At 70.9% G+C, this 21,458-nt stretch carries 20 protein-coding genes; 17 read left to right on the top strand and 3 right to left on the bottom strand.

Features of this window, described 5'->3' with window-relative positions:
• The first annotated feature begins 32 nt into the window (after positions 1-32).
• Positions 33-818, top strand: coding sequence for an IclR family transcriptional regulator (locus ACQPZQ_RS22290; RefSeq protein WP_433298898.1), 786 nt, complete (start codon positions 33-35; stop codon positions 816-818).
• Between the two features lie 111 nt (positions 819-929).
• Here the strand turns inward: ACQPZQ_RS22290 and ACQPZQ_RS22285 are convergent, their stop codons facing one another.
• The 3 genes from ACQPZQ_RS22285 to ACQPZQ_RS22275 all read right to left on the bottom strand — a co-directional run bounded on the left by ACQPZQ_RS22285 (position 930) and on the right by ACQPZQ_RS22275 (position 6,646).
• Positions 930-2,570 carry a purine-cytosine permease family protein gene (locus ACQPZQ_RS22285; protein WP_433299311.1) on the bottom strand — a complete coding sequence of 547 codons (1,641 nt, stop codon included), beginning with the start codon at positions 2,568-2,570 and terminating at the stop codon, positions 930-932.
• A gap of 1,649 nt (positions 2,571-4,219) precedes the next feature.
• A complete protein-coding gene (locus ACQPZQ_RS22280) occupies positions 4,220-6,358 on the bottom strand; it encodes a heavy metal translocating P-type ATPase (protein ID WP_433298896.1) in 2,139 nt (712 codons plus the stop codon).
• 6 nt (positions 6,359-6,364) lie between these two features.
• The gene (locus tag ACQPZQ_RS22275; RefSeq protein ID WP_241040841.1) at positions 6,365-6,646 is read right to left on the bottom strand and encodes a DUF1490 family protein; all 282 of its coding nucleotides are present in this window, start codon (positions 6,644-6,646) and stop codon (positions 6,365-6,367) included.
• Positions 6,647-7,070: 424 nt separating this feature from the next.
• Between ACQPZQ_RS22275 and ACQPZQ_RS22270 the strand changes: the two genes are divergently transcribed.
• The 16 genes from ACQPZQ_RS22270 (at position 7,071) to ACQPZQ_RS22195 (ending at position 21,394) form a co-directional block, all read left to right on the top strand.
• Complete coding sequence (locus ACQPZQ_RS22270) at positions 7,071-7,421, top strand: NADH-quinone oxidoreductase subunit A (RefSeq protein WP_433298894.1); 351 nt, start codon at positions 7,071-7,073, stop codon at positions 7,419-7,421.
• On the top strand, positions 7,412-8,653 hold the full coding sequence (locus ACQPZQ_RS22265) for a hypothetical protein (protein ID WP_433298892.1): 1,242 nt from the start codon (positions 7,412-7,414) through the stop codon (positions 8,651-8,653). The genes ACQPZQ_RS22270 and ACQPZQ_RS22265 overlap by 10 nt, the downstream gene beginning before the upstream one ends.
• Before the next feature lie 4 nt (positions 8,654-8,657).
• Entirely contained in the window at positions 8,658-9,617 is a 960-nt protein-coding gene (locus tag ACQPZQ_RS22260; protein ID WP_433298890.1) for a complex I subunit 1 family protein, read from the top strand.
• Positions 9,618-10,181 (top strand): NADH-quinone oxidoreductase subunit J, encoded by a 564-nt coding sequence (locus ACQPZQ_RS22255; RefSeq protein WP_433298888.1) that lies wholly within the window; start codon positions 9,618-9,620, stop codon positions 10,179-10,181. It abuts the gene before it with no gap.
• On the top strand, positions 10,178-10,483 hold the full coding sequence (gene nuoK, locus ACQPZQ_RS22250) for an NADH-quinone oxidoreductase subunit NuoK (RefSeq protein WP_433298886.1): 306 nt from the start codon (positions 10,178-10,180) through the stop codon (positions 10,481-10,483). Before ACQPZQ_RS22255 ends, nuoK begins: the two co-directional genes overlap by 4 nt.
• A gap of 4 nt (positions 10,484-10,487) precedes the next feature.
• A complete protein-coding gene (locus ACQPZQ_RS22245) occupies positions 10,488-12,320 on the top strand; it encodes a proton-conducting transporter transmembrane domain-containing protein (protein WP_433298884.1) in 1,833 nt (610 codons plus the stop codon).
• A gap of 5 nt (positions 12,321-12,325) precedes the next feature.
• Complete coding sequence (locus ACQPZQ_RS22240; RefSeq protein WP_433299309.1) at positions 12,326-13,834, top strand: complex I subunit 4 family protein; 1,509 nt, start codon at positions 12,326-12,328, stop codon at positions 13,832-13,834.
• A 38-nt stretch (positions 13,835-13,872) separates the two neighbouring features.
• Positions 13,873-15,294: an NADH-quinone oxidoreductase subunit N gene (locus tag ACQPZQ_RS22235; RefSeq protein WP_433298882.1), complete on the top strand. Its 1,422-nt coding sequence runs from the start codon at positions 13,873-13,875 to the stop codon at positions 15,292-15,294.
• 56 nt (positions 15,295-15,350) lie between these two features.
• On the top strand, positions 15,351-15,848 hold the full coding sequence (locus ACQPZQ_RS22230) for a MarR family winged helix-turn-helix transcriptional regulator (RefSeq protein ID WP_433298880.1): 498 nt from the start codon (positions 15,351-15,353) through the stop codon (positions 15,846-15,848).
• On the top strand, positions 15,845-16,702 hold the full coding sequence (locus ACQPZQ_RS22225; RefSeq protein ID WP_433298878.1) for an ABC transporter ATP-binding protein: 858 nt from the start codon (positions 15,845-15,847) through the stop codon (positions 16,700-16,702). The genes ACQPZQ_RS22230 and ACQPZQ_RS22225 overlap by 4 nt, the downstream gene beginning before the upstream one ends.
• On the top strand, positions 16,662-17,468 hold the full coding sequence (locus ACQPZQ_RS22220; RefSeq protein WP_433298877.1) for an ABC transporter permease: 807 nt from the start codon (positions 16,662-16,664) through the stop codon (positions 17,466-17,468). Before ACQPZQ_RS22225 ends, ACQPZQ_RS22220 begins: the two co-directional genes overlap by 41 nt.
• Positions 17,469-17,584: 116 nt before the next feature.
• Positions 17,585-18,346 carry a thioesterase II family protein gene (locus ACQPZQ_RS22215; RefSeq protein ID WP_433298875.1) on the top strand — a complete coding sequence of 254 codons (762 nt, stop codon included), beginning with the start codon at positions 17,585-17,587 and terminating at the stop codon, positions 18,344-18,346.
• Positions 18,347-18,431: 85 nt separating this feature from the next.
• A complete protein-coding gene (locus ACQPZQ_RS22210; RefSeq protein ID WP_433298873.1) occupies positions 18,432-19,637 on the top strand; it encodes a cytochrome P450 in 1,206 nt (401 codons plus the stop codon).
• Between the two features lie 40 nt (positions 19,638-19,677).
• The gene (locus ACQPZQ_RS22205) at positions 19,678-19,872 is read left to right on the top strand and encodes a ferredoxin (RefSeq protein WP_433298871.1); all 195 of its coding nucleotides are present in this window, start codon (positions 19,678-19,680) and stop codon (positions 19,870-19,872) included.
• Between the two features lie 37 nt (positions 19,873-19,909).
• Entirely contained in the window at positions 19,910-20,512 is a 603-nt protein-coding gene (locus ACQPZQ_RS22200; protein WP_433298869.1) for a TetR/AcrR family transcriptional regulator, read from the top strand.
• 96 nt (positions 20,513-20,608) lie between these two features.
• Positions 20,609-21,394 (top strand): hydrolase, encoded by a 786-nt coding sequence (locus ACQPZQ_RS22195; protein WP_433298867.1) that lies wholly within the window; start codon positions 20,609-20,611, stop codon positions 21,392-21,394.
• The last annotated feature ends 64 nt before the right edge of the window (positions 21,395-21,458 follow it).

Raw genomic sequence — 21,458 nt, 5'->3', positions numbered from 1 at the left:
CCGGGATCCCGGACAGTTGCTAGCGTCGCCTGGTGTCCGGTCAAGCGGTGAAGGTGCCCGCGGCGCACCAGGTGCTGGCGGTCCTGGGCTACCTCGCTCGACAGGCCACACCCGTGCCCGCGGCCGCGATCACCCGTGACCTGCAGCTTCCCCGCTCCACCACCTACCAGTTGCTCACCACGCTCGCCGAGAGCGGGTTCGTGGTACACCTCGCCGACGAACGGCGCTACAGCCTCGGAGTGGCTGCTTACGAGCTCGGCACGGGGTATGTCCGGCAAGCGCCGCTACAGCGCATTGCGAGGGTGCCGCTCGGACGGCTCGTCGACCGCACGGGGCACACGGCTCACCTGGCCGTGCTGCACGGCCGGGAGGTCATCTACGTCATCGAAGAGCGGGCGCCCGGTCGCCCGCCCCTCGTCACCGACGTCGGCGTGCGGCTGCCCGCGCACCTCACCGCCAGCGGCCGCGCCATGCTCGCGGCTCTGACCAGGGCACACGTGCGAGCGCTGTATCCGGAGCCCGACGCGTTCGTCACCCGTCACGAGGTGGGACCGCGGTCGCTGTCCGCGCTGCGCCGGATTCTGGTGGAGACCCGCCGCCGCGGCCACGCGATCGAGGACGGCGAGGTGACCCCCGGCCTCGTCTCCGTCGCCGTGGCGGTACTCGACAGCGCGGCCTACCCCGTGGCCAGCGTGACCCTCACCTTCCCCGACTACGCACCCGCCGAGGAGCAGACCGTGCTCGTCGCCGAGGTGAACCGCACCGCCCGGGCGGTCGCCCACCGCATCGGCGGGCAACTGCACTCGGCCACCGAGTGAGCCGGACGTGGAACCGGCCCAGCGGCCGGGACCCCGTCGCACGATGCGACGAGTCCGCGGACCGCCGGGCCGGCGTTCCCGGGCGTGGCGCGACCTCACGCCCCGTGGCGGTCACCCACTCCGAGCCGGGAGCACGTGGTCGCCGACCTTGTCGGTGCTGAGGCACAGCGAGCACACGTGAGCATCATGCGTGTGGCAGGCGACCATGTCGGGCCGCTCGAACTCCTGACGGCAGACGTGGCAGTCGAGCACCTCGCCGGACGGGTTGCCGTGCTCGTCGTACATCGGCTCGGCGATGCCGTCGTCGTCGCGCCGGAGGTAGTACTTCCCCCGGGTCGCGAGCGCGATGATCGGCGGCATGACAACGCCCAGGCCGATGGCGACGAGGGGCGAGAACGGCTGGACCGCCGCTCCGAGGCCACCGAAGAAGACGACGATCGACACGCCGGCGGCGATGACCATGGATCCGAAGCCGACCGGGTTGATCGCGTACAGCATCCCGCGACGGAACTCGGGCTTCTTCGGCGAGATCTTCAGCAGGTACTTGTTGATCGCGATGTCCGAGGCCACCACGACGACCCAGGCCATGCCGCAGTTCGCATAGAACCCGAGGATGGTGTTGAGGAAGTCGAACATGTTGGCTTCCATCAGGATCAGCGCGATCGCCAGGTTGACGCCGAGGAACACCAGGCGGCCCGGGTAGTGCTTCGTGACACGCGTGTAGGAGTTCGTCCACGCCAGCGAACCGGAGTAGGCGTTGGTGACGTTGATCTTGATCTGGCTGATCACGACCAGCACCACGGCGAGGGTCAGGGCGGCCCAGCCGGGCATGATGTCCTGGTAGATCTCCAGGAACTGGTGCACGGGCTGGTTGGCCACGGTGGCACCCTCGGCGACGTTGGCGATGATGTAGACGGCGAGGAACAGCCCGATGACCTGCTTGATCGCCCCGAAGATCACCCAGCCCGGCCCGGCGAGGATCATGGCCGTCCACCAGCGCCGTGAGTTCTCCGGCGTGCGGGGCGGCATGAACCGCAGGTAGTCGATCTGCTCGGCGATCTGGGCGATGAGCGACAGGCACACACCGGCCGCGAGCATCACCGATCCGAGGTTGGGCGCACCCTGCCCGTTCTGACCCTGGTAGGCGAAGAACGAACCGACCGAGTCGGGGTGCGTGATCAACAGGTAGGCGAACGGCAGCACCATCAGCACCAGCCACAGGGGCGTGGTCCAGACCTGCAGCTTCGAGAGCAACGACATCCCGTAGACGACGAGCGGGAAGATGATCAGCGTCGACACGGCGTACCCGAGCCAGAGGGGGATGTGCAGGCCGAGTTCGAGGCCCTGCGCCATGATCGAGCCCTCGAGCGCGAAGAAGATGAAGGTGAACGTCGCAAAGATGACGTTCGTGACCACCGATCCGTAGTACCCGAACCCACTGCCTCTGGTGATCAGATCGAGGTCCAGGTTGTACCGCGCTGCGTAGAATGCGAGCGGAAACCCGGTGGCGAAGATGACGACCGCGAACACCAGGATGCCCCATAGCGCATTCGTGGTGCCGTAGGAGATTCCAATGTTTGCGCCGATGGAAAAATCTGCCAGATAGGCGATGCCGCCGAGTGCGGAAACAGCCACCACGCCGGTGGACCACTTCCGGTAGCTGCGCGGAGCGAAGCGCAGCGTGTAGTCCTCCAAGGTTTCCCGGGCAGCGATACCCACATCGCCTGCCCCAGTTGCGGGTTTGGTCATCATGAGCGACGGATCATGCGACACGCACTGACCTCCGACTATTCACGCTGAGATACTCATGCGAGTATCAGTCAGCAATCGCCGGAGTCGGTTTCCACGCGATAATGGCTGTGTTAAGCCCGTGATCACGGGCGAAGCCACGGTCCAGGACCTGCGCCCATCGGCCGGCCGCCCCGGAGCGGACGCAGTCACCTCGCGGCGGCCCGGTTTCGCGGGCGACCGCCGAGGGGCGGCAGAGCCTCCTGGAGTCGCGGCCACCCTTGATCACCAATCGGGGACGGGCAACCGTGCCACACACTGCTGGACGTCCCGAAACGACGATCACCGCCCGGATCAGCAGGCACCGGCCGGACTCCCCCGACAGTCCCACCCCGGCGTTCGGTCCGGGGATGGGCCCCACCACCAGGCATGATCACCGACTGGGGACCGGCAACCGGGCCACACACGGCTCCGCGTCCCGAAGTGATGATCAACGTACGACGGCGACCGCACCACCCCCGTACCTGAGCCATGATCGCCAATCGGGGACCGACAACCGCACTACACGCGGCTCCAGGTCCCGAAATGGTGATCAACGACCGGGTCACATAGGGCAGGCCGGAGCCCCGGCCCGCACCAGGTCATGATCACCGACTGAGGACCGACGACCGGGCCACGCACGGTTCCGCGTCCCGAAATGGCGATCAACACCTGAGGCAGGGTGTGCCGGCACACGCCTGGGGCGCACCAACCCCAGCCTCTGGCCATGATCGCCAGCCGGAGGTCGGCAAACCGCGATACCAGCCTCCGACGCGCACAGTGCCGGAGAGCGAGCCAGGCGGTGGCGAGCGGCTCAGGGCGCGGCGCCGCTGGATCAGGCCTTCCGGTAGTCGACCAGCAGACCTGTCTCTGCGTCCCGAACGGCGATCACGACCGGCGGCGGGGCGACGGCGCCATGATCGCCATTCAGGGACCGGCTACCGTGCGACACACGGCCCAAAAGCCCGGCAACGGCGATCAACACTTGAGACAGCCGCGCCGGCATAGTCCCCAGGGCGCACCAGCCCGCGCCCCGGCCATGATCGCCAATCGAGGACCTGGAACCGCACCGCGCACGGCTCCGGGTCCCGAAATGGTGATCAAGGCCGGCCGGCGACCCCCGAACGGGCCGCCCGGCCGCCGCCCGGCCGCCGCGCAGCCCCACTCCAGGCCATGATCACCGACTCGGGACCGGCAACCGCGCCACACACGGTTCCGCGTCCGGTAACGGCGATCAACACCCGAGGCGACCGTGCCGGCACAGCCCCGGGAAGCGCCGGCCCCGCGCCGCGGTCATGATCGCCGACCGGGAACGGGGAACCGCGCCGCACACTGCTCTGTGTCCCAAATGGTGATCAACCTCCGAAAGGCACCGAGACCCCGCGGACCACCAACCCCCGTCCGCTGGCCATGATCACCGGTCCGGAACCGGCGGCAGGGCCACACACGGCTCCACGTCCCGGGATGATGATCAACGCGCGCGGCAGGCGCCCGCCCCTGCCCGCTGCGCGCCGGCAGCGGACAGGGTGACACTCGATCCCCATGTGCGCCGGGACCCCCGGGCTCGGTTTCGTCGGGCCGGACGCCAGCGGGCTTGTCGACCCGCCTGCCCCGTTGCCTCCCGGAAGGGGCGGCTAGCGACCCAGCCGGTAGCGGATCAGCCGCGAACTGTTGCTCACCACGGCCACGGACGACGCGTTGTGCAGGACGGCCGCCACCACTGGGCTCATCGCTCCCCCGGCCGAGACGACGAGGCCGGCCGCGTTGACCGCGATCGACATGCCGTAGTTCTGCCGGATCAGGCCGATGCTGCGCCGCCCGAGGTCTCGTAGGTCGAGGAGTTTGCGCAGGTCGTCGCCGGCCAGGGCGACGTCGGCGGTCTCGACCGCCACGTCGGTGCCCGCCACCCCCATCGCGATGCCGATGTCGGCGAGCGCCAGCGCGGGGGCGTCGTTGGTGCCGTCGCCCACCATCGCGACGGTGTATCCCTCGTCCTGCATGGATCGGACGAGATCCTGCTTCATCTCGGGCGAGACCTGCGCCCGGAACTCCTCGATCCCGAGCTCAGCGGCCACGGCGGCGGCCGTCTCCGAGTGGTCGCCGGTGAGGAGCACGATCCGGCGCACGCCGTCGGCGCGCAGCGCGTCGAGCACCTCGCGGGACTCCGGCCGCAGCGTGTCCCGCAGTGACACGAGGCCGACCAGGGTGCCGTCCACGGCCAGCAGCAGCGGGGTCTCGGCGGCCGCTTGCAGCCTGCGGACCCAGTGGTCAGCGGCGGCACTGATCGGGATCCCCTCCTGCGCCAGCAGCTCGCGGCTGCCGATCAGCAGGATCCGCCCGTCGGACTCCACCCGCATCCCCTGCCCGAGCAGCACCTCGCACTCCTCGTGCGGCGGGATCGTGATGAGCCGCTCCTCCGTGGACCGGATGACGGCCTGGGCCAGCGGATGCCGCGAGTGGATCTCCGAGCTCGCGGCGTAGGCGAGTACCTGCTCCGGTGTCCAGGCGTCGTGGAAGGAGACGACGTTGGTGACGATCGGGTGGCCGATCGTGAGCGTGCCGGTCTTGTCGAAGATCACCGCGTCCATGCGACCGGCCGCCTCGAGGTGCGCGCCGCCCTTGATCAGGATCCCGCGACGGGCGCCGTTGCCGATGGCCGCGCTGATCGCCGTGGGTGTGGCCAGCCCGACCGCGCAGGGGCACGCGACCAGCAGCATCGTCATGGCGCGCCGGACGTCACGGGTGACCAGCAGGGTGAGCGCCGACAGCGCGAACGACGTGGGCACGAAGCGGCGGGAGAAGTTCTCGCCCACGGTCTGGATCGGCGCCCGGTCCTGCTGGGCCTGCTCGACCCGGTTGATGATGCGCCCGATCGCGCTGTCGCGGCCCACCGCCGATGCCCGCACCACCAGCCGTCCGCGCAGCACCACGGTGCCTGCGTAGAGCGACCTGCCGGGCGCGACGGTGATGGGCAGCTGCTCGCCGGTGATCGCCGCCTGGTCGACGATGCCCTCACCCTCGACGATCACTCCGTCGACGGGCAGCACGACATGCTCGTGCACCACCACCTGGTCGCCGATTCCGAGCTGGTCGATGTCGACCTCGAGCTCGGTGCCGTCCGCGAGCCGGATCCAGGCCCTGGTCTGCGCGCCGGTGAGCAGCTCGGAGATCGCCCGCCGGCTGCGGCGCAGCGTCAGGTCCTGCAAGTATTCGCCGATGTTGAGCAACCACAGCACAGTGAGCGCGACGACGTTCTCCCGCAGCACAAGGCTGGCAACTGTGGCCGCGGAGACGAGTGCGTCGGTGCCGGCTCCTCTGCGGCCCGTGAGCGAGCGCAGGGCACCGCGCAGGAACGGGTAGCCGGTGAAGATCGTGACCCCGGTGGCGACCGTGCGACTGGTGGGCCCGAGCATCGGGGGCCTGCGCAGCCCGTACCGGCGCAGTCCCAGCCCGGCCAGCGCCAGCCCACCCACGACCAGGCGGACCAGACCGCCGTTGGTGGTGTCCGCCGAACGCGGAGTGCGCTCGGCGGTGGCCTGGGGGTCGGCACCCAGTCCCTTGCCGATCGCCTCGACGAGCTCGGTGCGGTCGCAGCGCTGCGGGTCGAACCAGACAACGACGTTGCCGGTGCGCGGGTAGGCGTACACCTGACGCACGTGCGGCACGGCGTCGACGGCATCCTCGACCGCGACGGCGAGGGGCGGACTACCGATCAGCTCCGGAGTATCGAACCGGACGCGGCCGGCCGCGTCCGAGACAACGGTGATCGCCACGCGTGCCTAGTGCTCGTGGTTGTGGATCGAAGCCGCTCCGCCGGGAGCAGGTGACTGTTCGCCGACCTTGTCCCGCGCCTCGCTGACGATGTCGGCGGTGGTGAGCCGGGCCTTCTCGGCTCCGGTCTCCGCGAGCCGCGCTCCTCGCAGCCCCCACGAGGTGACGGTGACCGCCGCGCCGTGGAACACGTCGCTGCGCATCAGTCGCTTGACCCCGTCGTAGGCGACCGCACCTACCGCGCCGCTGGCCACCAATCCTGTGGCCTTGCCCAGGAATCCGCCGATCATCTCACCAGCTCCTCGTCCGCAAGAAACCTGGTGAGCGTACGTGACAGCCTCCCGCATATTCGGCCTTCTCCGCCCATATGGCCGACCACAATGACATGATAACGATCACCATTTGCGGTCAGTAGTCGGTTCGTACCAGTCCGTTGAACCCGGGGACGGGCGCTCCCCTCGCCCATCTCCGGGAGTCACCGTTCAGCACAAAACACACACCGAATGTGATGGCGTTACAGCGGCGATTCCTTGCCGGCGCAGAAGAATCATGAAAATCCAGACTTAACGGTCGCCTCGCGGCCCGACCCGGGCGCTCCGAAGCGGTGGCCGCATGAGTACCCGGAAGAGCGCTCCGGGTGGACACCGCCCGGCGGCTGGGCAACGATGCCCGTGCGGGGTATAGGTATCAATCGAGTGAACGGAAGGAGTGCCGATGGCCGAGTTCCGGCCGGTGCTCGTCCTGCTCGGCGTCGTCGTGGTGACAGTGCTGCTGATCTACGGGATGTCCCGCATGCTCTCTGTACGCCCGCCGGCGCTGGAGGTCACCCCGTTCAGCGGCGGCCTGCCCCCGGCCCAGCACGCGTTCTCCCGCTTCCACGTCCGGTGGTACACCGTGACGATGGTCTTCCTGGCCTTCGACATGGAGATGGTGTTCATGTACCCGTGGACGCTCGTCGTGTCCCGGGTCGGCCCGGCCGCGGTGATCGAGATGTTCACGTTCCTGGCCATCCTGCTGGCCGGGGTCGTCTACGCGTGGCGGGAGGGAGCCCTGCAGTGGACCTGACCGCCCGCCTGCTGCGCTTCGCCGCCGCCCGGCCGCACGTGCTGGTCGTGCCGGCGGTCGGCGGCACCGCAGAGCGCCTGGCGGTCGAGGCCGAGCTCGCCAGGCGTGGCTGGCCCGTCGCTCCGAGTCCGGCCGACACCGATGTGCTCGTGGTGGCGGGAGTCCCCGGCCCGCAGCTCACAGCCGTTGTCGAACGGCTGTGGCAGCAGGTGCCCGCCCCACGTACCCGCGTGGACGTCGCAACGGCGAGCACAGCCGCGCCCGCGCTGGACCGAGCCGCAGCGGACCTCGCCGACACCGCTCGGCAACGCCGCGAACCCGCCTGGCCCTCCTCCCATGCCCGGCACGGAGAACACCGCGAACACCTGCCGAGCGAGCGCCGCGGCACGGAACACAGCGAGCACGAGCAGCACGAACACCGCGAGCACCAACCCAGCTCGCATCAGCACGCCGGTCATCAGCACGCCGGTCATCAGCAGGGCGGGCATCAGCAGGGCGGGCAGCAGCAGGGCGGGCATCAGCACGGCGGCGGGATGGAGATGCCGGGTGGGCTGCCGATGGCCGACGTCGGCCCGGACCGCGACGGGCTGATGCTCGACCGGTTGCACGTCCCGCTCGGCCCGGTTCTGCCCGACTGGCCCGCAGGCCTGGTCGTCGACGTGGTCCTCCAGGGCGATGTCGTGCAGGAGGCCAATGCCCGGGTCCTCGATCCGCCTGCCCACGACGACACTGCCCCGCCCGCGTTCTGGAGCGATGCGGACAGCAGCGCGGGGCACACGCGCCGTCGCGCGGCCCGCCACCTCGACGCCCTGGCCCGCCTCCTCGGCACAGCAGGCTGGGCCGACCCCGCGGCCACGGCCCGCCACCTCCGTGACGAGCTCCTCGCCGGCGCCCCGGCGGAGTCGCTACGTCCGCGTGCGGATGCGCTGGTGGAGAGGGTCCGGCGGTCGCGCATGCTGCGCCGGATGCTGCGCGGGGTCGGCACCGGCGCGGGCGATGTCACCGCGCTGCTCGCCGCCCGGCTCGCGGCTCTGCCGACCGCGCTGGCAGCCGTCGACAACCCTGCGCACGCCGACGACGACCCCGGCGACACGGACGCCCCCACTCCCGACGAGCTGGCCGGTCTGCTCGTCGGGGCAGAGCTCGCCGCAGCGCGGCTGATCGTCGCCGCCGTGGACCCGGACACCGACCGCGTCACCGTCACCCGAGCCGAACAGGCGCCGCATGGGTGAGCCGATGCCCATCGAGTTGCCCGGCGCTCTGCCCGTGTGGTGGGTCCTGCTGTTGCCGCTGCTCCTCGCGCTGGCGGCATGGGCGACCACCGCGTTCGACACCGCCCTCACCGCACGCGCCGCCGGGCGACCGATCGGTCCGGTCCCGGCCACGCTCGCGCCTCTGCGCGAGTCCGCGCGGCTGCTGGTCGGGCAGCGCCGTCGCACGGTCGCCGCGGATCCGGTGCTCTGGCGGCTCGGCACCGCGGTGCTGCCGGTGGCCGCGGTGCTCGCCGCCGCCGTACTCCCGCTCGGGTCGCGGCCCGTGGCCGATCTCGGGGTCGGTGTCGTCTGGTTCAACGCCATGGAGGTGCTGGCGTGGGCCGCGGTCTGGATGGCCGGGTGGGGACCCGACAGCGCGCTGAGCCTGGTCGGCGGCTACCGGTTCGTCGCACAGGGCCTGGCGTACGAGCTGCCGCACATGTTCGCGATCATCACTGCCGCACTGGGTGCGCAGAGCCTCCGGATCACCGACATCGTCACTGCCCAGCAGGGCCTCTGGTTCGTGGCGATCATGCCGGTCGCCTTCGTCGTGTACCTGGTCTCCGCCGCCGCCATGGCGTTCTGGGGCCCGTTCGACGCGCCGGTGGATCGCGGCGTCGCGGGCGGGGCCGCCGCGGAACTGTCCGGCGTCGACCGGCTCGTGTTCGCGGGCGGGCGGTGGCTGTTGCTGGTGGTCGCCGCCGCCATGGCGGTGCCGCTGTTCCTCGGCGGCGGCAACGGGCCGTGGCTGCCCGCCTGGCTGTGGGTGGCGATCAAGACCGCGGCGGTGCTCGGCGCCATGGTGTGGCTGCGCCACCGCTTCCCGACGATCCGGATGGACCGCTGGACCGAGTTCTCCTGGATCGTGCTGGTCCCGCTCATGATCGCCCAGGCGCTGGCCGTCGCGCTCGTCGTGCTCGGCCGCGGAGGAGGAGGGATGTGAATGGCCTCGACCGCCCTGTTCTGGATCCTCGCAATCGCCGCGGTGGTCTCGGGGTTCGCGGTGTTCCGGCTGGGCTCGATGGCACGGGTGACGTTCGCGCTGCTCGGCTCGTTCCTGGCCGTCGCCGGTCTCGTGCTGCTGCTCGGGCTCGGCTACCTCGGAGTGCTCATCGCCCTGATGATGGTGATCGAGATGGTCATCATGGCGGTTTTCATGATCATGTACATGATGAACCCTGCCGGGCTGATGCCGATGGCGATGTATCACAACAAGGCGGGCTCGATGGCGATCGCGATCGGCACCTTCGCCGCGCTCGCCGCCGGAATCCTGCTGGTCGACTGGCCTGTGCGCCGCGGATCACCGGCTCCGGACCTGACGTTCGCACTCGGCGAAGCCCTGATGGGTGGCCAGATGCTGACCATGATGACGCTCGGCGTGGCCCTCTTCGCCACGATCGTCACCTCCGTCGTGCTGGCCACGAACCGCGGCCGCTACGACCGGTTCGGCGACGACCTACGCACCCGGCCCGCCGACGACCCCGCGGCCGGGAGGGCCGGACGGTGATCCTCCAGCTGTTCCTGCTCGCCGCGGCCGCGCTCTTCGCGATCGGCCTCTACGGGGCGCTGTCACAGCAGTCGATCGTGATGCTCATGATGGGCCTGGAGCTGATGCTGAACGGCGTCATCCTCGCCACCGCGGCGTTCTGGTACTTCCTCGCCCCCGGCGGCACCGACGGCCAGGTCCTCATCGTCGTGATCATCACCGCGATGGCAGTGGAGATGGCTGCCGGGTTCGCGGTGGTCACCGCGATCTACCGTGCTCGCCAGGTCGACATGACCGACAGCGCGACCGACCTGCGGGGCTGACCGGATGCCCGCATCGGCGCTGTTGTGGTCGCTCGTCGCAGTCACGCTCGGGGCCGGTGGCGTCCTCGCCCTCGCCGGTCGCCGGGCCGACCGCTTCGCCGCGCCCGTCTCGATCCTGCTCGCGGCCGTCGTGCTGGCGCTCGCGATCGCCGCCGCGGTACTCCGCCCGACCGCCGATGCACCGCTGTTCGCCGGGATCCGCGCCGGGCTGGCCGTGGATGGGCTGTCCGCGACGATGGTCGTCACGGTCTCCGGCGCCCTTCTCGCGGTGCTACTGGTCGCGGCGGGCGAGCCCGGGCTGCGTACCGGCCGATTCGTCGGCCTGATGCTGCTGTTCGCCGGAGCGATGCTGGTGACGGTCACCGCCACCACTCTCGCCGTGCTGCTGATGGCGTGGGAGGTGATGGGCGCGACCAGCTGGGCGCTGATCGCCTACCACCGGGGTGACCCCGCTGCCGTCCGTGCCGCCCACACCGCATTTCTCACCACCCGCACCGCCGACCTCGGCCTGTACCTCGCCGCGGGTGCGGCGCTGGCAGGCGGGATCGGCTCGCTCGACCTCGCTGCCCTGCCCGCCACACAGGGCGGCTGGCTGCACCTGGTCGCCGCCGGTGTGATGGTGGCGGCGCTGGGCAAGTCGGCGCAGCTGCCGTTCAGCTTCTGGCTCTCCGGTGCGATGCGGGGGCCGAGCCCGGTCTCCGCGCTACTGCACTCGGCGACCATGGTGGCCGCGGGCGCGTACCTGCTGCTACGCCTGGCGCCGCTGCTCGAGGCGAGCGGATGGGCGGCCCCGGCCGTGGCCTGGACCGGTGTGGCCACCGCTGTGCTGCTCGGGCTCGTCGCGGTCGCCCAGACCGACCTCAAGCAGCTGCTCGCCGCATCCACCTGCGGGCAGATCGGCTACATGGTGCTCGCCGCAGGCGTCGGCGGAACGGCTGCCGGCACGCTGCAGCTGGTGGCGCACGCCGCCACGAAGAGCCTGCTGTTCCTCCTCGCCGGGGTCTGGCTGGTCACGCTCGGCACCCGCCGGCTGGACGGCCTGCGCGGCGCGGCCCGGCGGTTCCGGCTGGTCGGACTGACCTTCACCGTCGGTGCGCTGACCCTTGCCGGGATTCCGCCGCTCTCGCTGTGGGCCACCAAGGACGCGGTCCTGGCCGCCGCTCTCGAACGCTCACCCGCCCTCTACGTGGCCGGGCTCGCCGCCGCCGTGATCGCCGCCTGCTACAGCGTCAAGGCGCTCTGGTACGTGTGGCAGCCCGCTGTGTCCGGCACCGGGCGGGTCGAGCGGGAGCCTGCCGATCGCGTCGCCGCTGTGGTGCGTCCGCCGCTCGTCGTACTCGCCGTGCTCGCGGCAGGGCTCGGCCTGCTGCCCCTCCTCGCAACCGGCGTTCTCGCGCCCGTCCCGGCGCCGGCCGGATGGGAGCTGGCCGTGTCCGCGGTTCTCGCTCTCGGTGCCGCGGCGTTGACCTGGCGTCTGGCCTCGCGGCTCCCGGCACCCGCACTGCTGCACGGATGGCTCGGAGTCGAGCGCGCGGTGCACGCGGTGCTGGTGCGCCCGACACTCGCCCTCGCATCGGCACTCGCCCGGTTCGACGACCGGGTGCTCGACCGGGCCGTCGATGGTGCCGGCCGTGCCACGGTCCGTGCGGCGCGGATGCTGGACCGGCGGGCCGAGAACCCCCTCGACTCGGGTGTGGGCGCCATCGCCGCAGCTGCGCGGGCCCTCGGCCGGTGGGCCCGGCGGCCGCAGACCGGGCAGCTGCACCAGTACTACGCACAGATGGCCGTCGGCTTCGCCGTTCTGGCCGCGCTCGCCGTCGTGATCACGGTGCGGTGAGCGCGATGCTGTCGCTGATCGTGTTCCTGCCTGCCGCCGTCGCGGCAGCGCTGATGTGCGTGCCCGCCAGTGCCCCGCGCCGCGTGTTCGTCGCCGCGTGGATCGCCACCGGCCTCGCGGACATCGGGCTGCTCGTCGCCGTCTGGGTGGGGCTGCCCGACCCACCCGCATTCGGATTCGAGGAACAGCTCCCGTGGATCCCGACCGCCGGGATCTCCTACCACGTCGGCGTGGACGGCCTGTCGATCCCGCTGCTCATGCTCACGGCGGTGCTGTTCACGACGTGCGCGGTGTTCGCGCTGCGGGAGACCCGCCGGGTGAGGGCCTACGTGGCGCTGTTCCTCGCCCTGCAGACGGTGTGCCTCGGCGTGTTCGTGGCGCTCGACCTGATCCTGTTCTTCCTGTTCTTCGATCTCTCGATCGTGTTCATGTACTTCCTGATCGCCGGGTGGGGCCACGGCGAACGGGGGCGGGCGGCGGCGCTGAAGTTCTTCCTCTACACGTTCCTGGGCTCGCTGGCCCTGCTGCTCGGGTTCATCCTCTTGTTCCTGGCCGCCGAGCCGCACACGTTCGACATCCCGGAGCTGGTCGCGGCCAACCCGCTGGCGGGCGGCGGGCTCTACGCCGGTCTGGCGTTGCTCGCGATCGGTGTCGGGCTGGCGGTGAAGACCCCGACGGTCCCGTTCCACACCTGGCTACCGCCCGCTCATACCGAGGCACCCGCCACCGGCTCGGCGATCCTCGCCGGAGTTCTGCTGAAGCTCGGCACCTACGGGTTCGTGCGTATCGCGATGCCGGTACTGCCCAGCTCCTGGCGGCAGTACGCGCTGGTCGTGGTGGTCGTCGGGGTGGTGTCGGTGGTGTACGGAGCGCTGGTCGCGCTCGCCCAGAGCAACCTCAAGCGCATGATCGCCTACACCTCGGTCAACCACATGGGCTACGTCCTGCTCGGGATCGGCGCGGCGGGACTCGTCGCCGGCACCGACGAGCAGGCCCGCCAGCTCGCGACCACCGGAGCCGTGACCCAGATGGTGTCCCACGGACTGATCACCGGTGCCCTGTTCCTGCTGACGGGAGTCCTGTACGACCGCGGCCGCACGTACGACATGGCGGAGTACTCGGGGCTCGCGCCACGCACGCCCCGCTTCGCCACGCTGTTCGCGGTGGCCGCGTTCGCCTCGCTCGGGCTGCCGGGGTTCTCCGGGTTCATCGCCGAGTTCCAGATCTTCACCGGGTCGCTGTCCTCCGCGCCGGTGGCCACGGCGGTGGCGGTCACCGGCATCCTGGTCACCGCGGGGCTCTTCCTGCTCGCGCTGCAGCGGCTCTTCCTCGGCCCGCTGCGGGTTCCCGACGCTCCGGGCACTCCCCACCCGTTCCCCGACCTGCGCCCATCCGAAGCGGCAGCGATCATCCCGCTGCTCGTCCTCGCCACGGTCATCGGCATAGCGCCCCGGTTCCTGCTCGACGTCATCGAACCGGCCGCACTGACCGTCAACCAGCTGGTCTCGCGGTGAGCCGACGACCGGCACGGCGCGGGTGACGACGGGTGCCGATGACGAACGAGAACCCCGCCGCGCTGATCCCGGAACTGGCGCTGCTCTGCGGTGCCGTGCTCGGGCTGCTCGTGGGGGCGTGGCTCCCACGCCGGCACCAGCGGCCGGTCCGGCTGCTCGCCGCCGCAGCCTGCGTCGTCGGGCTCGTGGCGACCGGCGTGGCCGCGACCGCCCCGCCGCAGGTCGTGTTCGGCAGCAGCTACGCGGTGGACACCGCCACCAACGCCACCCGTGCGATCGTGCTCGTCGCCACGCTGCTCGCCCTCTGGCTCGCGGCCGACACGGTGGACGGGCACCCCCGGGAGAGCGAGTTCTCCGTGCTGCTGCAGCTCGGGGCGCTCGGGACGATCCTGCTGGCGGGCGCGGCCGACCTGTTGCTGTTGTTCGCGGCGTTCCTGCTGGCCAGCGTGCCGATGTATGGCCTTGCCGGATGGGCGAAGGCCGGGCGGGCCACCGAGGCCACGATGAAGTACTACCTGTCGGGTGCGTTCGCGGGCGTCGCGATGCTCACGGGCACCGCGCTGCTCTACGCGGCAGGCGGCGCCACGGGGTATGCCGCTCTGCGTGCCGGGCTCGGCACGGGTCCTGCCACCGTCGCCGCGGTGGGGCTGGTCGCCGTGCTCGTGGGACTCGCGTTCAAGGCGAGCGCCGTGCCCGCCCATTTCTGGGTGCCGGACGTCACCGACGGCACTCCGGCCCCGGTCGCGGCCGTGATCACCACGATTCCCAAGATCGGCGCGCTCGCCGGTGCCTACCGGCTCCTCGACGTCGCGATCCCCGAGCAGGTCGTCGACTGGCCACTGCTCCTGGCGGTGCTCTCCGCGCTGTCCATGACGCTCGGCAACCTCGCGGCCTTCTTCCAGAGCTCCGTGCAGCGACTGCTCGCCTACTCGACCGTCTCGCAGGTCGGATACCTGCTGATAGCCGTGAGCGTCGCCGGGCGGTCCGCCGAGGCACTTCCCGGGCTGCTGTTCTACCTCGCCGGCTACGCCGTGACGAACCTCGGCGCGTTCGCCGTGGTCGCCGCCCTGCCGGCCGCTCGCACGCTCGACGACTACCGCGGTCTGGCACGCCGCAGGCCCGGCCTGGCGGCGGCGCTCGTCGTGTGTCTGCTGGGGCTGGTCGGCACTCCGCCCACCGCGGTGTTCCTCGGCAAGCTGACCGTCTTCACCGCCGCCATCGACGGGGGCTTCGCATGGCTGGCCGTCCTCGCCGTGGTCAACACGGTGGCCAGCGTCTTCTACTACCTGCGCTGGATCGCGCCGGCATTCCGCGGCTCCGACCCGGAGCGTGCGGACGTCCTGAGCCCGGCCGGGATCCGCACCCGGAGCAGCGCTCTCACGGCAGCCGCCCTGTCGCTGCTGCTCGGGATCGCCGGTGGCGCGGTGCTGCCCGTTCTCACCGGTTCACTCCTCGGCTGACGCGTGATCATATCTGCGGCAGATTAACTCTGCTTCAGAGGTATATGCTCCCGAGCATGCCACCGCCCCGCACCCCTCCTACCAGCGACGCCGTCTCCGACGCGTTGATGCCCGCCATCGGCGCGCTGCGCAGGCTGCTGCGGCGGGCCGCCGGCCACATGTTCGAGCGCGACACGCTCTCGGTGTCGCAGCGGGAGGTGCTGGCGGCGGTCAGCAAGCGCCCCGGCAGCCCCGTGGCGGATGTCGCCCAGGAGCTCGGGCTGGCCCCCAACAGCGTCTCGACGATCGTCACGCAGCTCGTCGGAGCGGGTCACATGGTTCGCGAGACCGATCCGCTCGACCGACGCGTCGGGCGGCTCACCCTCACGCCGCGAGCACAGGAGAAGGCAACGCTCGTCAGGGAGCGGCGGCGCACCGTGCTGCACGACGCGCTGGACCGGCTCACCCCCCAGCAGGTGGCCGACCTGGCCACCGGCATCGACGCGCTGGAGGCGCTGGCCGAGGCGCTGCGGGTGCTGGAGCGCGAGCACGAACGCGAAGAGGTGAAGCCGTGAGCGAGTCGGCCACACGCTCGGACGAGGCGCCGGCGGGCGAAGCGCAACCGGCGATCGCGCTCGAGTGCACGGGGCTGGTCCACCGGTTCGGCGAGACCGTCGCCGTCGATCACCTGGACCTACGCATCAACGCGGGCGAGGTGGTCGGGCTGCTCGGCCCCAACGGGGCAGGTAAGACCACCACGATCCGCGTGCTGAACACGCTGCTCCCCGTGCAGGAGGGCAACGTCCGCGTCTTCGGGCTCGACGTCCGCCGCCATGCCACCGATGTTCGCCGCAAGCTCGGCTACGTGCCCCAGCAGCTCTCCATCGAGGCGGCGCTCACCGGGCGGCAGAACGTGATGTGGTTCGCCCGGCTGTTCGACGTGCCCCGGGCCGAGCGGCCGGCGCGGGTCGACGAGGCGCTGGCCGCGATGGACCTGCTCCCGGTCGCCGACCGCAAGGCAGGCACCTACTCCGGCGGCATGATCCGCCGGCTCGAGCTCGCCCAGGCGCTCGTGAACCATCCCCCACTGCTCGTGCTCGACGAGCCGACGGTCGGGCTCGACCCGATCGCCCGCGCCGGGGTGTGGCAGCGGGTGCGCCAGATGCGTGCTGACTACGGCATGACCGTGCTGCTGACCACGCACTACATGGAAGAGGCCGACGAGCTGTGCGACGTCGTGGCCCTCATGCACCGGGGCAGGCTGCAGGTAACCGGTTCTCCCGCCGCCCTGCGCGCCGAGATCGGCCCGGACGCCACGCTCGACGACGTGTTCCGCAAGTACGCCGGTGCTGATCTGGCCGACGCCGAGGAGCAGAAGGGAATGAGGGATGTCCGTCGCAGTCGCAACACCGCCCGCAAGCTGGGCTGAGCCCGTCCGCCTGCTCGGCGCGCGGACGTGGGCGCTCAGCCTGGTCGAGCTGCAGAAGCTCCGCAGCGACCAGACCGAGCTCGTCACGCGCATGGCGCAGCCGGTGCTGTGGCTGCTCGTCTTCGGCACGATCTTCAACCGCATCCGGGCGATCCCGACCGGCGAACTGTCCTACCTCGCGTACCTGACGCCCGGCATCCTCGCCCAGTCCGCCCTGTTCATCTCGATCTTCCTCGGCATCCAGATCATCTGGGACCGCGACGCCGGCATCCTCACCAAGGTCATGGTGACGCCCACGCCGCGGGCCGCGATCGTGCTGGCCAAGGCGTTCGCCGCGGGAGTGCGCGGGCTCGCGCCCGTCGTCGTGCTCGTGCCGGTGGCGCTGTTGCTCGGGGTGTCCATCACCGTCAACCCGCTCGAGCTGATCGGCGCCGCCGTCGCGCTGATGCTCGGTGCCGGCTTCTTCGCCTGCCTGTCGATGGCGATCGCGGGCGTCGCCCAGACCCGGGACCGTCTGATGGGCATCGGCCAGCTCATGACGATGCCGCTCTTCTTCGCGTCGAACGCGCTCTATCCGATCGAGCTGATGCCCACCTGGCTCCAGGTGATCAGCCGGATCAACCCGCTGACCTACCTCGTCGACGCCCTGCGCGGGCTGCTCGTCGGCGCGCCGGCCGACATCGGGCTCGACTTCGCGGTTCTCGTCGTCGCCGCCGTCGTGGGGATCATGGGGGCGGCATCGCTCCTGGGCCGACTGGTGCGCTGAACCGAAGCCGGCCGGGCCGAGAGGTCCGTGATCTGCCCCGTCGAGGTGCTGCCTGCCCGCCACCGAGCGGGCAACATCGGGGAGGTCCGGCCGGCCGAGAGGTGAGGGTGAGCGCGATGAGCACGGAGAACCCGTGGGTGGTGCGGCGGCGGATGGTGCCGCAGCCGCGACTGCGACTGTTCTGCTTCCCCTATGCGGGCGGTGGCGCAACCGTCTACCGGGACTGGCCGCGCCTGGTCCCGCCCGACGTCGAGGTGTGCGCCGTGCAGCCGCCCGGGCGGGAGTCCCGGCTCGGCGAGGACGCCTACAGCCGCATGCAGGACCTGCTGCCGCCGCTCGCGGGTGCGCTCGGTGAGTTCCTCGATGTCCCGTACGTGACCTTCGGGCACAGCCTCGGGAGCCTGGTCAGCTTCGAACTGGCCCGCTACCTGCGGCGCACCGGTGACCCGCTGCCACGGCATCTGCTCGTGTCCGGCCGCCGTCCGCCGCACGTCCGGAGCGACGAGCACGAGCCCATGCACAAGATGGACGACGACCGGCTACTGGACGCCGTCCTGGAGCTGAACGGGACCAGCCCGGAGATCCGCGAGCACCCGGAGCTGCTCGAACTCGCGCTCCCGCTGCTGCGCGCCGACTTCGCCATCAGCGAGACCTACGAGTACACGCCCGAGGCTCCGCTCCCCTGCCCGATCACGGCGTTCTCCGGAGCGGCCGATCCGCATGTCACCAGGTCGGAGGCGGGGGACTGGGCGCAGCACACGAGCGGCGGGTTCGAGCTTCGCATGCTGCCGGGAGACCACTTCTTCCTGACCACGGCCCAGGAGCAGTTGCTCGCCGACATCTCCCAGCTGCTCTCCGGGCTCCCCGGACAGCGCTGACCTGGCCACGTGATCCGATAGGCCACTTTCACTTCGGTGCTAGCATCGGTGCTGTCCGTTCAGCAAGGAGAAGGTGAGCAGGCACATGACCGAAGCACCGGCATTGCCCCTGCACATGCGGCGCGAGCAGTTCGACCCGGTCGAGGAGCTTCTGCAGGTCCGCGACAGTGGGGGCATCACGAAGGTGCCCACGCTCTTCGGTGGCCCACCCGCCTACCTGATCACCCGGTACGAGGACGTCCGCGAGGTCCTGTCCGACGCCGTCCGGTTCAGCAACGCCCGCACCCGCAGGTTCGAGCGGCCCGACGGCCCTCAGTTCACCGAGCAGGAGCTCGAGCAGATGCGGGCCGGGCAGATGCTCGCGTTCGATCCGCCCGACCACACCCGGCTTCGGCGGATGCTCACGCCCGAGTTCACCGTGCGCCGGATGCGCAGGCTGGAGCCCCGGATCGTCGAGATCGTCGAGGGCGCCCTGGACGACATCGAGCGGGCAGGCAAGCCCGCCGACCTGGTCGCCACCTTCGCCCTGCCGGTGCCGTCGCTCGTGATCTGCGAGCTCCTGGGTGTGCCCTACGCCGACCGCGCCGAGTTCCAGCAGCGCACCGGGCGCCTGCTCGACGTGTCGCTGTCCGCCGAGGATCGGGTCGCCGTGATGCGCGAGAACCGGGCGTACATGACGCGCCTGGTGAAGGGCGCCATGGCCGACCCCGGCGAGGACATGATCGGCATGCTCATCCGTGAGCACGGCGACGACCTGAGCTTCGACGAGCTGGTCGGCATCGCCTCGCTGCTCCTGATCGCGGGACACGAGACCACCTCGAACATGCTCGGTCTCGGCACGCTGGCGCTCCTGCGCCACCCCGAGCAGCTCGCGATGGTGCGCGACGACCCGGAGATGGTCACGCCCGCCGTCGAGGAGATGCTGCGCTGGCTGTCGATCGTGCACTCCGGCATCCCGCGCACCACCACCACCGAGGTCGAGATCGCCGGCCAGGTCATCCCCGAGGGCGAGCTGCTCGTCGTCGCGCTCCCGGCGGCCAACCGCGACCCGGGCTTCATCGAGGACCCGGGGCGTATGGACATCACCCGCGGTGCGCCCGGCCACGTCGCGTTCGGCCACGGGGTGCACCACTGCCTCGGGGCGCCGCTCGCCCGGATGGAGATGCACACCGCCTTCCCTGCGCTGCTCCGGCGCTTCCCGAACCTCGCGCTGGCGGTGCCTGACGACGAGGTCGACTTCCACGTGTACAACGCGATCTACGGGTTGCGCTCGCTGCCGGTCACCTGGTGAGCACCCCGACACGACAGACGGACAGGACGGAGTCACAGGAATGAAGATCGCTGCGGACCGCGAGACCTGCATCGGCGCGGGAATGTGCGTGCTCACCGCTCCCGCCGTCTTCGACCAGGACGACGACGGGATCGTCGAGCTGCTGGTCGAGGACGTTCCCGCGGGCGACGCCGACGCCGCTCGGCAGGCCGTCGCCCTGTGCCCGTCCGGTGCGTTACGCGCCCTGGACGACTGAGGACACGCGCCCACCACGTGGTTGTTAGCGTGCGCGGATGACGGCAACGGACGGGCACGGCCTACGAGCCGACGCCGCGCGCAACTACGAGCGCATCGTCGTCGCGGCCGGCCAGGCCTTCGAGGAGGCCGGGTCGGCCGTCACGCTCGAGGAGGTCGCGCGCCGCGCCGGGGTCGGCGTCGCCACCGTGTACCGCCGTTTCCGCAACAGGGAACAGCTCGTGCGGGCCGTCTTCCAGCACATCGTCGCCGCCGAGATCGAGCCCGCCATGGCGGTGGAGACCGACGACCCCTGGCGTGACCTGGTCAGTTCGCTGGAGGCCACCGTCGAGGTGCTCGCCGGGCGGAAGGTGGTGCTCGCGATCGCCCGCGAGACGCGCGCGCTGGACCTGGAGAGCATGCGCCGCTTCGTCGCCACGATGGACCGGCCGCTACGCCGCGCCGCCGAGGCCGGTGTCGTGCGCCCGGAGTTGGTGGCGCGTGACCTCGCCGCCGTCACGATCATGGCTCTGGCCACCGTCCACCCCCGCGATCCGGGAGGTGCCGACCGCAAGCGCTACCTCGCCCTGCTGATCGACGGGCTGCGCCCGGCCCCGACCGTTCTGCCACCGCCCTCGACCCCGGACGTGCACGGCGTCTGATGAGGACAAGACTGTCGGTAGGGGGCATGGTGGTGTGGGGCTAGCGTCGAGGTGGAGGGGACAGCCGTGGGTTTCTCGATCTGTCGGACATGCGCGGTGGAACACAGCGAAGCGATCGGGGTCTGCCGGATCTGCGCCGACGAGCGGCAATGGGTGCCGGCCGAGGGGCAGCAGTGGACCACTCTGGACGAGCTGGAGGCCGCAGGCCAGCGACTCGTCTTGGCCGAGCTGGAGCCTGACCTCTTCTCCATCACGAGCGACCCCCAGGTCGGCATCGGTCAGCACACCAAGCTGATCCGCACGTCGGAGGGCAACCTGCTGTGGGACCCGATCGGCTACCTGGACGAGGAGACCGCAGCGGTCATCCGCGAGCTGGGCGAGGTCGTCGCGATCGTGCCGAGCCACCCGCACATGTTCGGGGTGCAGGTGGAGTGGAGCCGGGCGTTGGGTGACCCCGAGGTGCTGGTCGCGGAGCGGGACATGGACTGGGTCGCCCGGCCCGACCCGGTCATCCGCCCGTGGTCGGGAAAGGTGGAGCTCCTGCCGGGTGTCACGCTGACGCAGCCGGGCGGCCACTTCCCCGGTAGCGCCGTCGCCCACTGGGCGGCGGGAGCGGCAGGCGCGGGCGTGCTGCTCAGCGGCGACACGATCATGCCCAACCCGGACCGGACGTCCGTCAGCTTCATGCGTAGCTATCCGAACCGCATCCCGCTCTCCGGCGCCGTGGTCGAGCGGATCGCCCAGGCGGTCGAGGGCTTCGAGTTCGACCGGCTCTACGGCAACTTCGGCCTGAAGATCGACTCCGACGCCCGGGCTATCGTGCGCCGCTCCGCCGACCGGCACATCGGCTGGGTCCGGGGTGACTTCGACCACCTGACGTAGGAGCGCGCTGAACGACTCCGCCCTACTGCGCGCTACGGGCGGAGTTGTCCGGCACCCTCCTGCC

The sequence above is a fragment of the Pseudonocardia sp. CA-142604 genome (genome assembly GCF_050948475.1).
Classification (GTDB): domain Bacteria; phylum Actinomycetota; class Actinomycetes; order Mycobacteriales; family Pseudonocardiaceae; genus Pseudonocardia; species Pseudonocardia alaniniphila.
Note: the sequence above shows the minus strand (reverse complement) of the source record. Positions and strands in the feature narration are given on the sequence as shown.

Bases quoted from the DNA above. Each gene is read 5' to 3' on its own strand.
- ACQPZQ_RS22275 (WP_241040841.1), bottom strand. From the start codon at position 6,646: ATGATCGGCGGATTCCTGGGCAAGGCCACAGGATTGGTGGCCAGCGGC.
- ACQPZQ_RS22200 (WP_433298869.1), top strand. From the start codon at position 19,910: ATGACGGCAACGGACGGGCACGGCCTACGAGCCGACGCCGCGCGCAAC.
- ACQPZQ_RS22260 (WP_433298890.1), top strand. From the start codon at position 8,658: ATGCCCATCGAGTTGCCCGGCGCTCTGCCCGTGTGGTGGGTCCTGCTG.
- ACQPZQ_RS22285 (WP_433299311.1), bottom strand. From the start codon at position 2,570: ATGATGACCAAACCCGCAACTGGGGCAGGCGATGTGGGTATCGCTGCC.
- ACQPZQ_RS22205 (WP_433298871.1), top strand. From the start codon at position 19,678: ATGAAGATCGCTGCGGACCGCGAGACCTGCATCGGCGCGGGAATGTGC.
- ACQPZQ_RS22215 (WP_433298875.1), top strand. From the start codon at position 17,585: ATGAGCACGGAGAACCCGTGGGTGGTGCGGCGGCGGATGGTGCCGCAG.
- ACQPZQ_RS22210 (WP_433298873.1), top strand. From the start codon at position 18,432: ATGACCGAAGCACCGGCATTGCCCCTGCACATGCGGCGCGAGCAGTTC.
- ACQPZQ_RS22220 (WP_433298877.1), top strand. From the start codon at position 16,662: ATGTCCGTCGCAGTCGCAACACCGCCCGCAAGCTGGGCTGAGCCCGTC.
- ACQPZQ_RS22245 (WP_433298884.1), top strand. From the start codon at position 10,488: ATGCCCGCATCGGCGCTGTTGTGGTCGCTCGTCGCAGTCACGCTCGGG.
- ACQPZQ_RS22230 (WP_433298880.1), top strand. From the start codon at position 15,351: ATGCCACCGCCCCGCACCCCTCCTACCAGCGACGCCGTCTCCGACGCG.
- ACQPZQ_RS22255 (WP_433298888.1), top strand. From the start codon at position 9,618: ATGGCCTCGACCGCCCTGTTCTGGATCCTCGCAATCGCCGCGGTGGTC.
- ACQPZQ_RS22270 (WP_433298894.1), top strand. From the start codon at position 7,071: ATGGCCGAGTTCCGGCCGGTGCTCGTCCTGCTCGGCGTCGTCGTGGTG.
- ACQPZQ_RS22240 (WP_433299309.1), top strand. From the start codon at position 12,326: ATGCTGTCGCTGATCGTGTTCCTGCCTGCCGCCGTCGCGGCAGCGCTG.
- ACQPZQ_RS22235 (WP_433298882.1), top strand. From the start codon at position 13,873: ATGACGAACGAGAACCCCGCCGCGCTGATCCCGGAACTGGCGCTGCTC.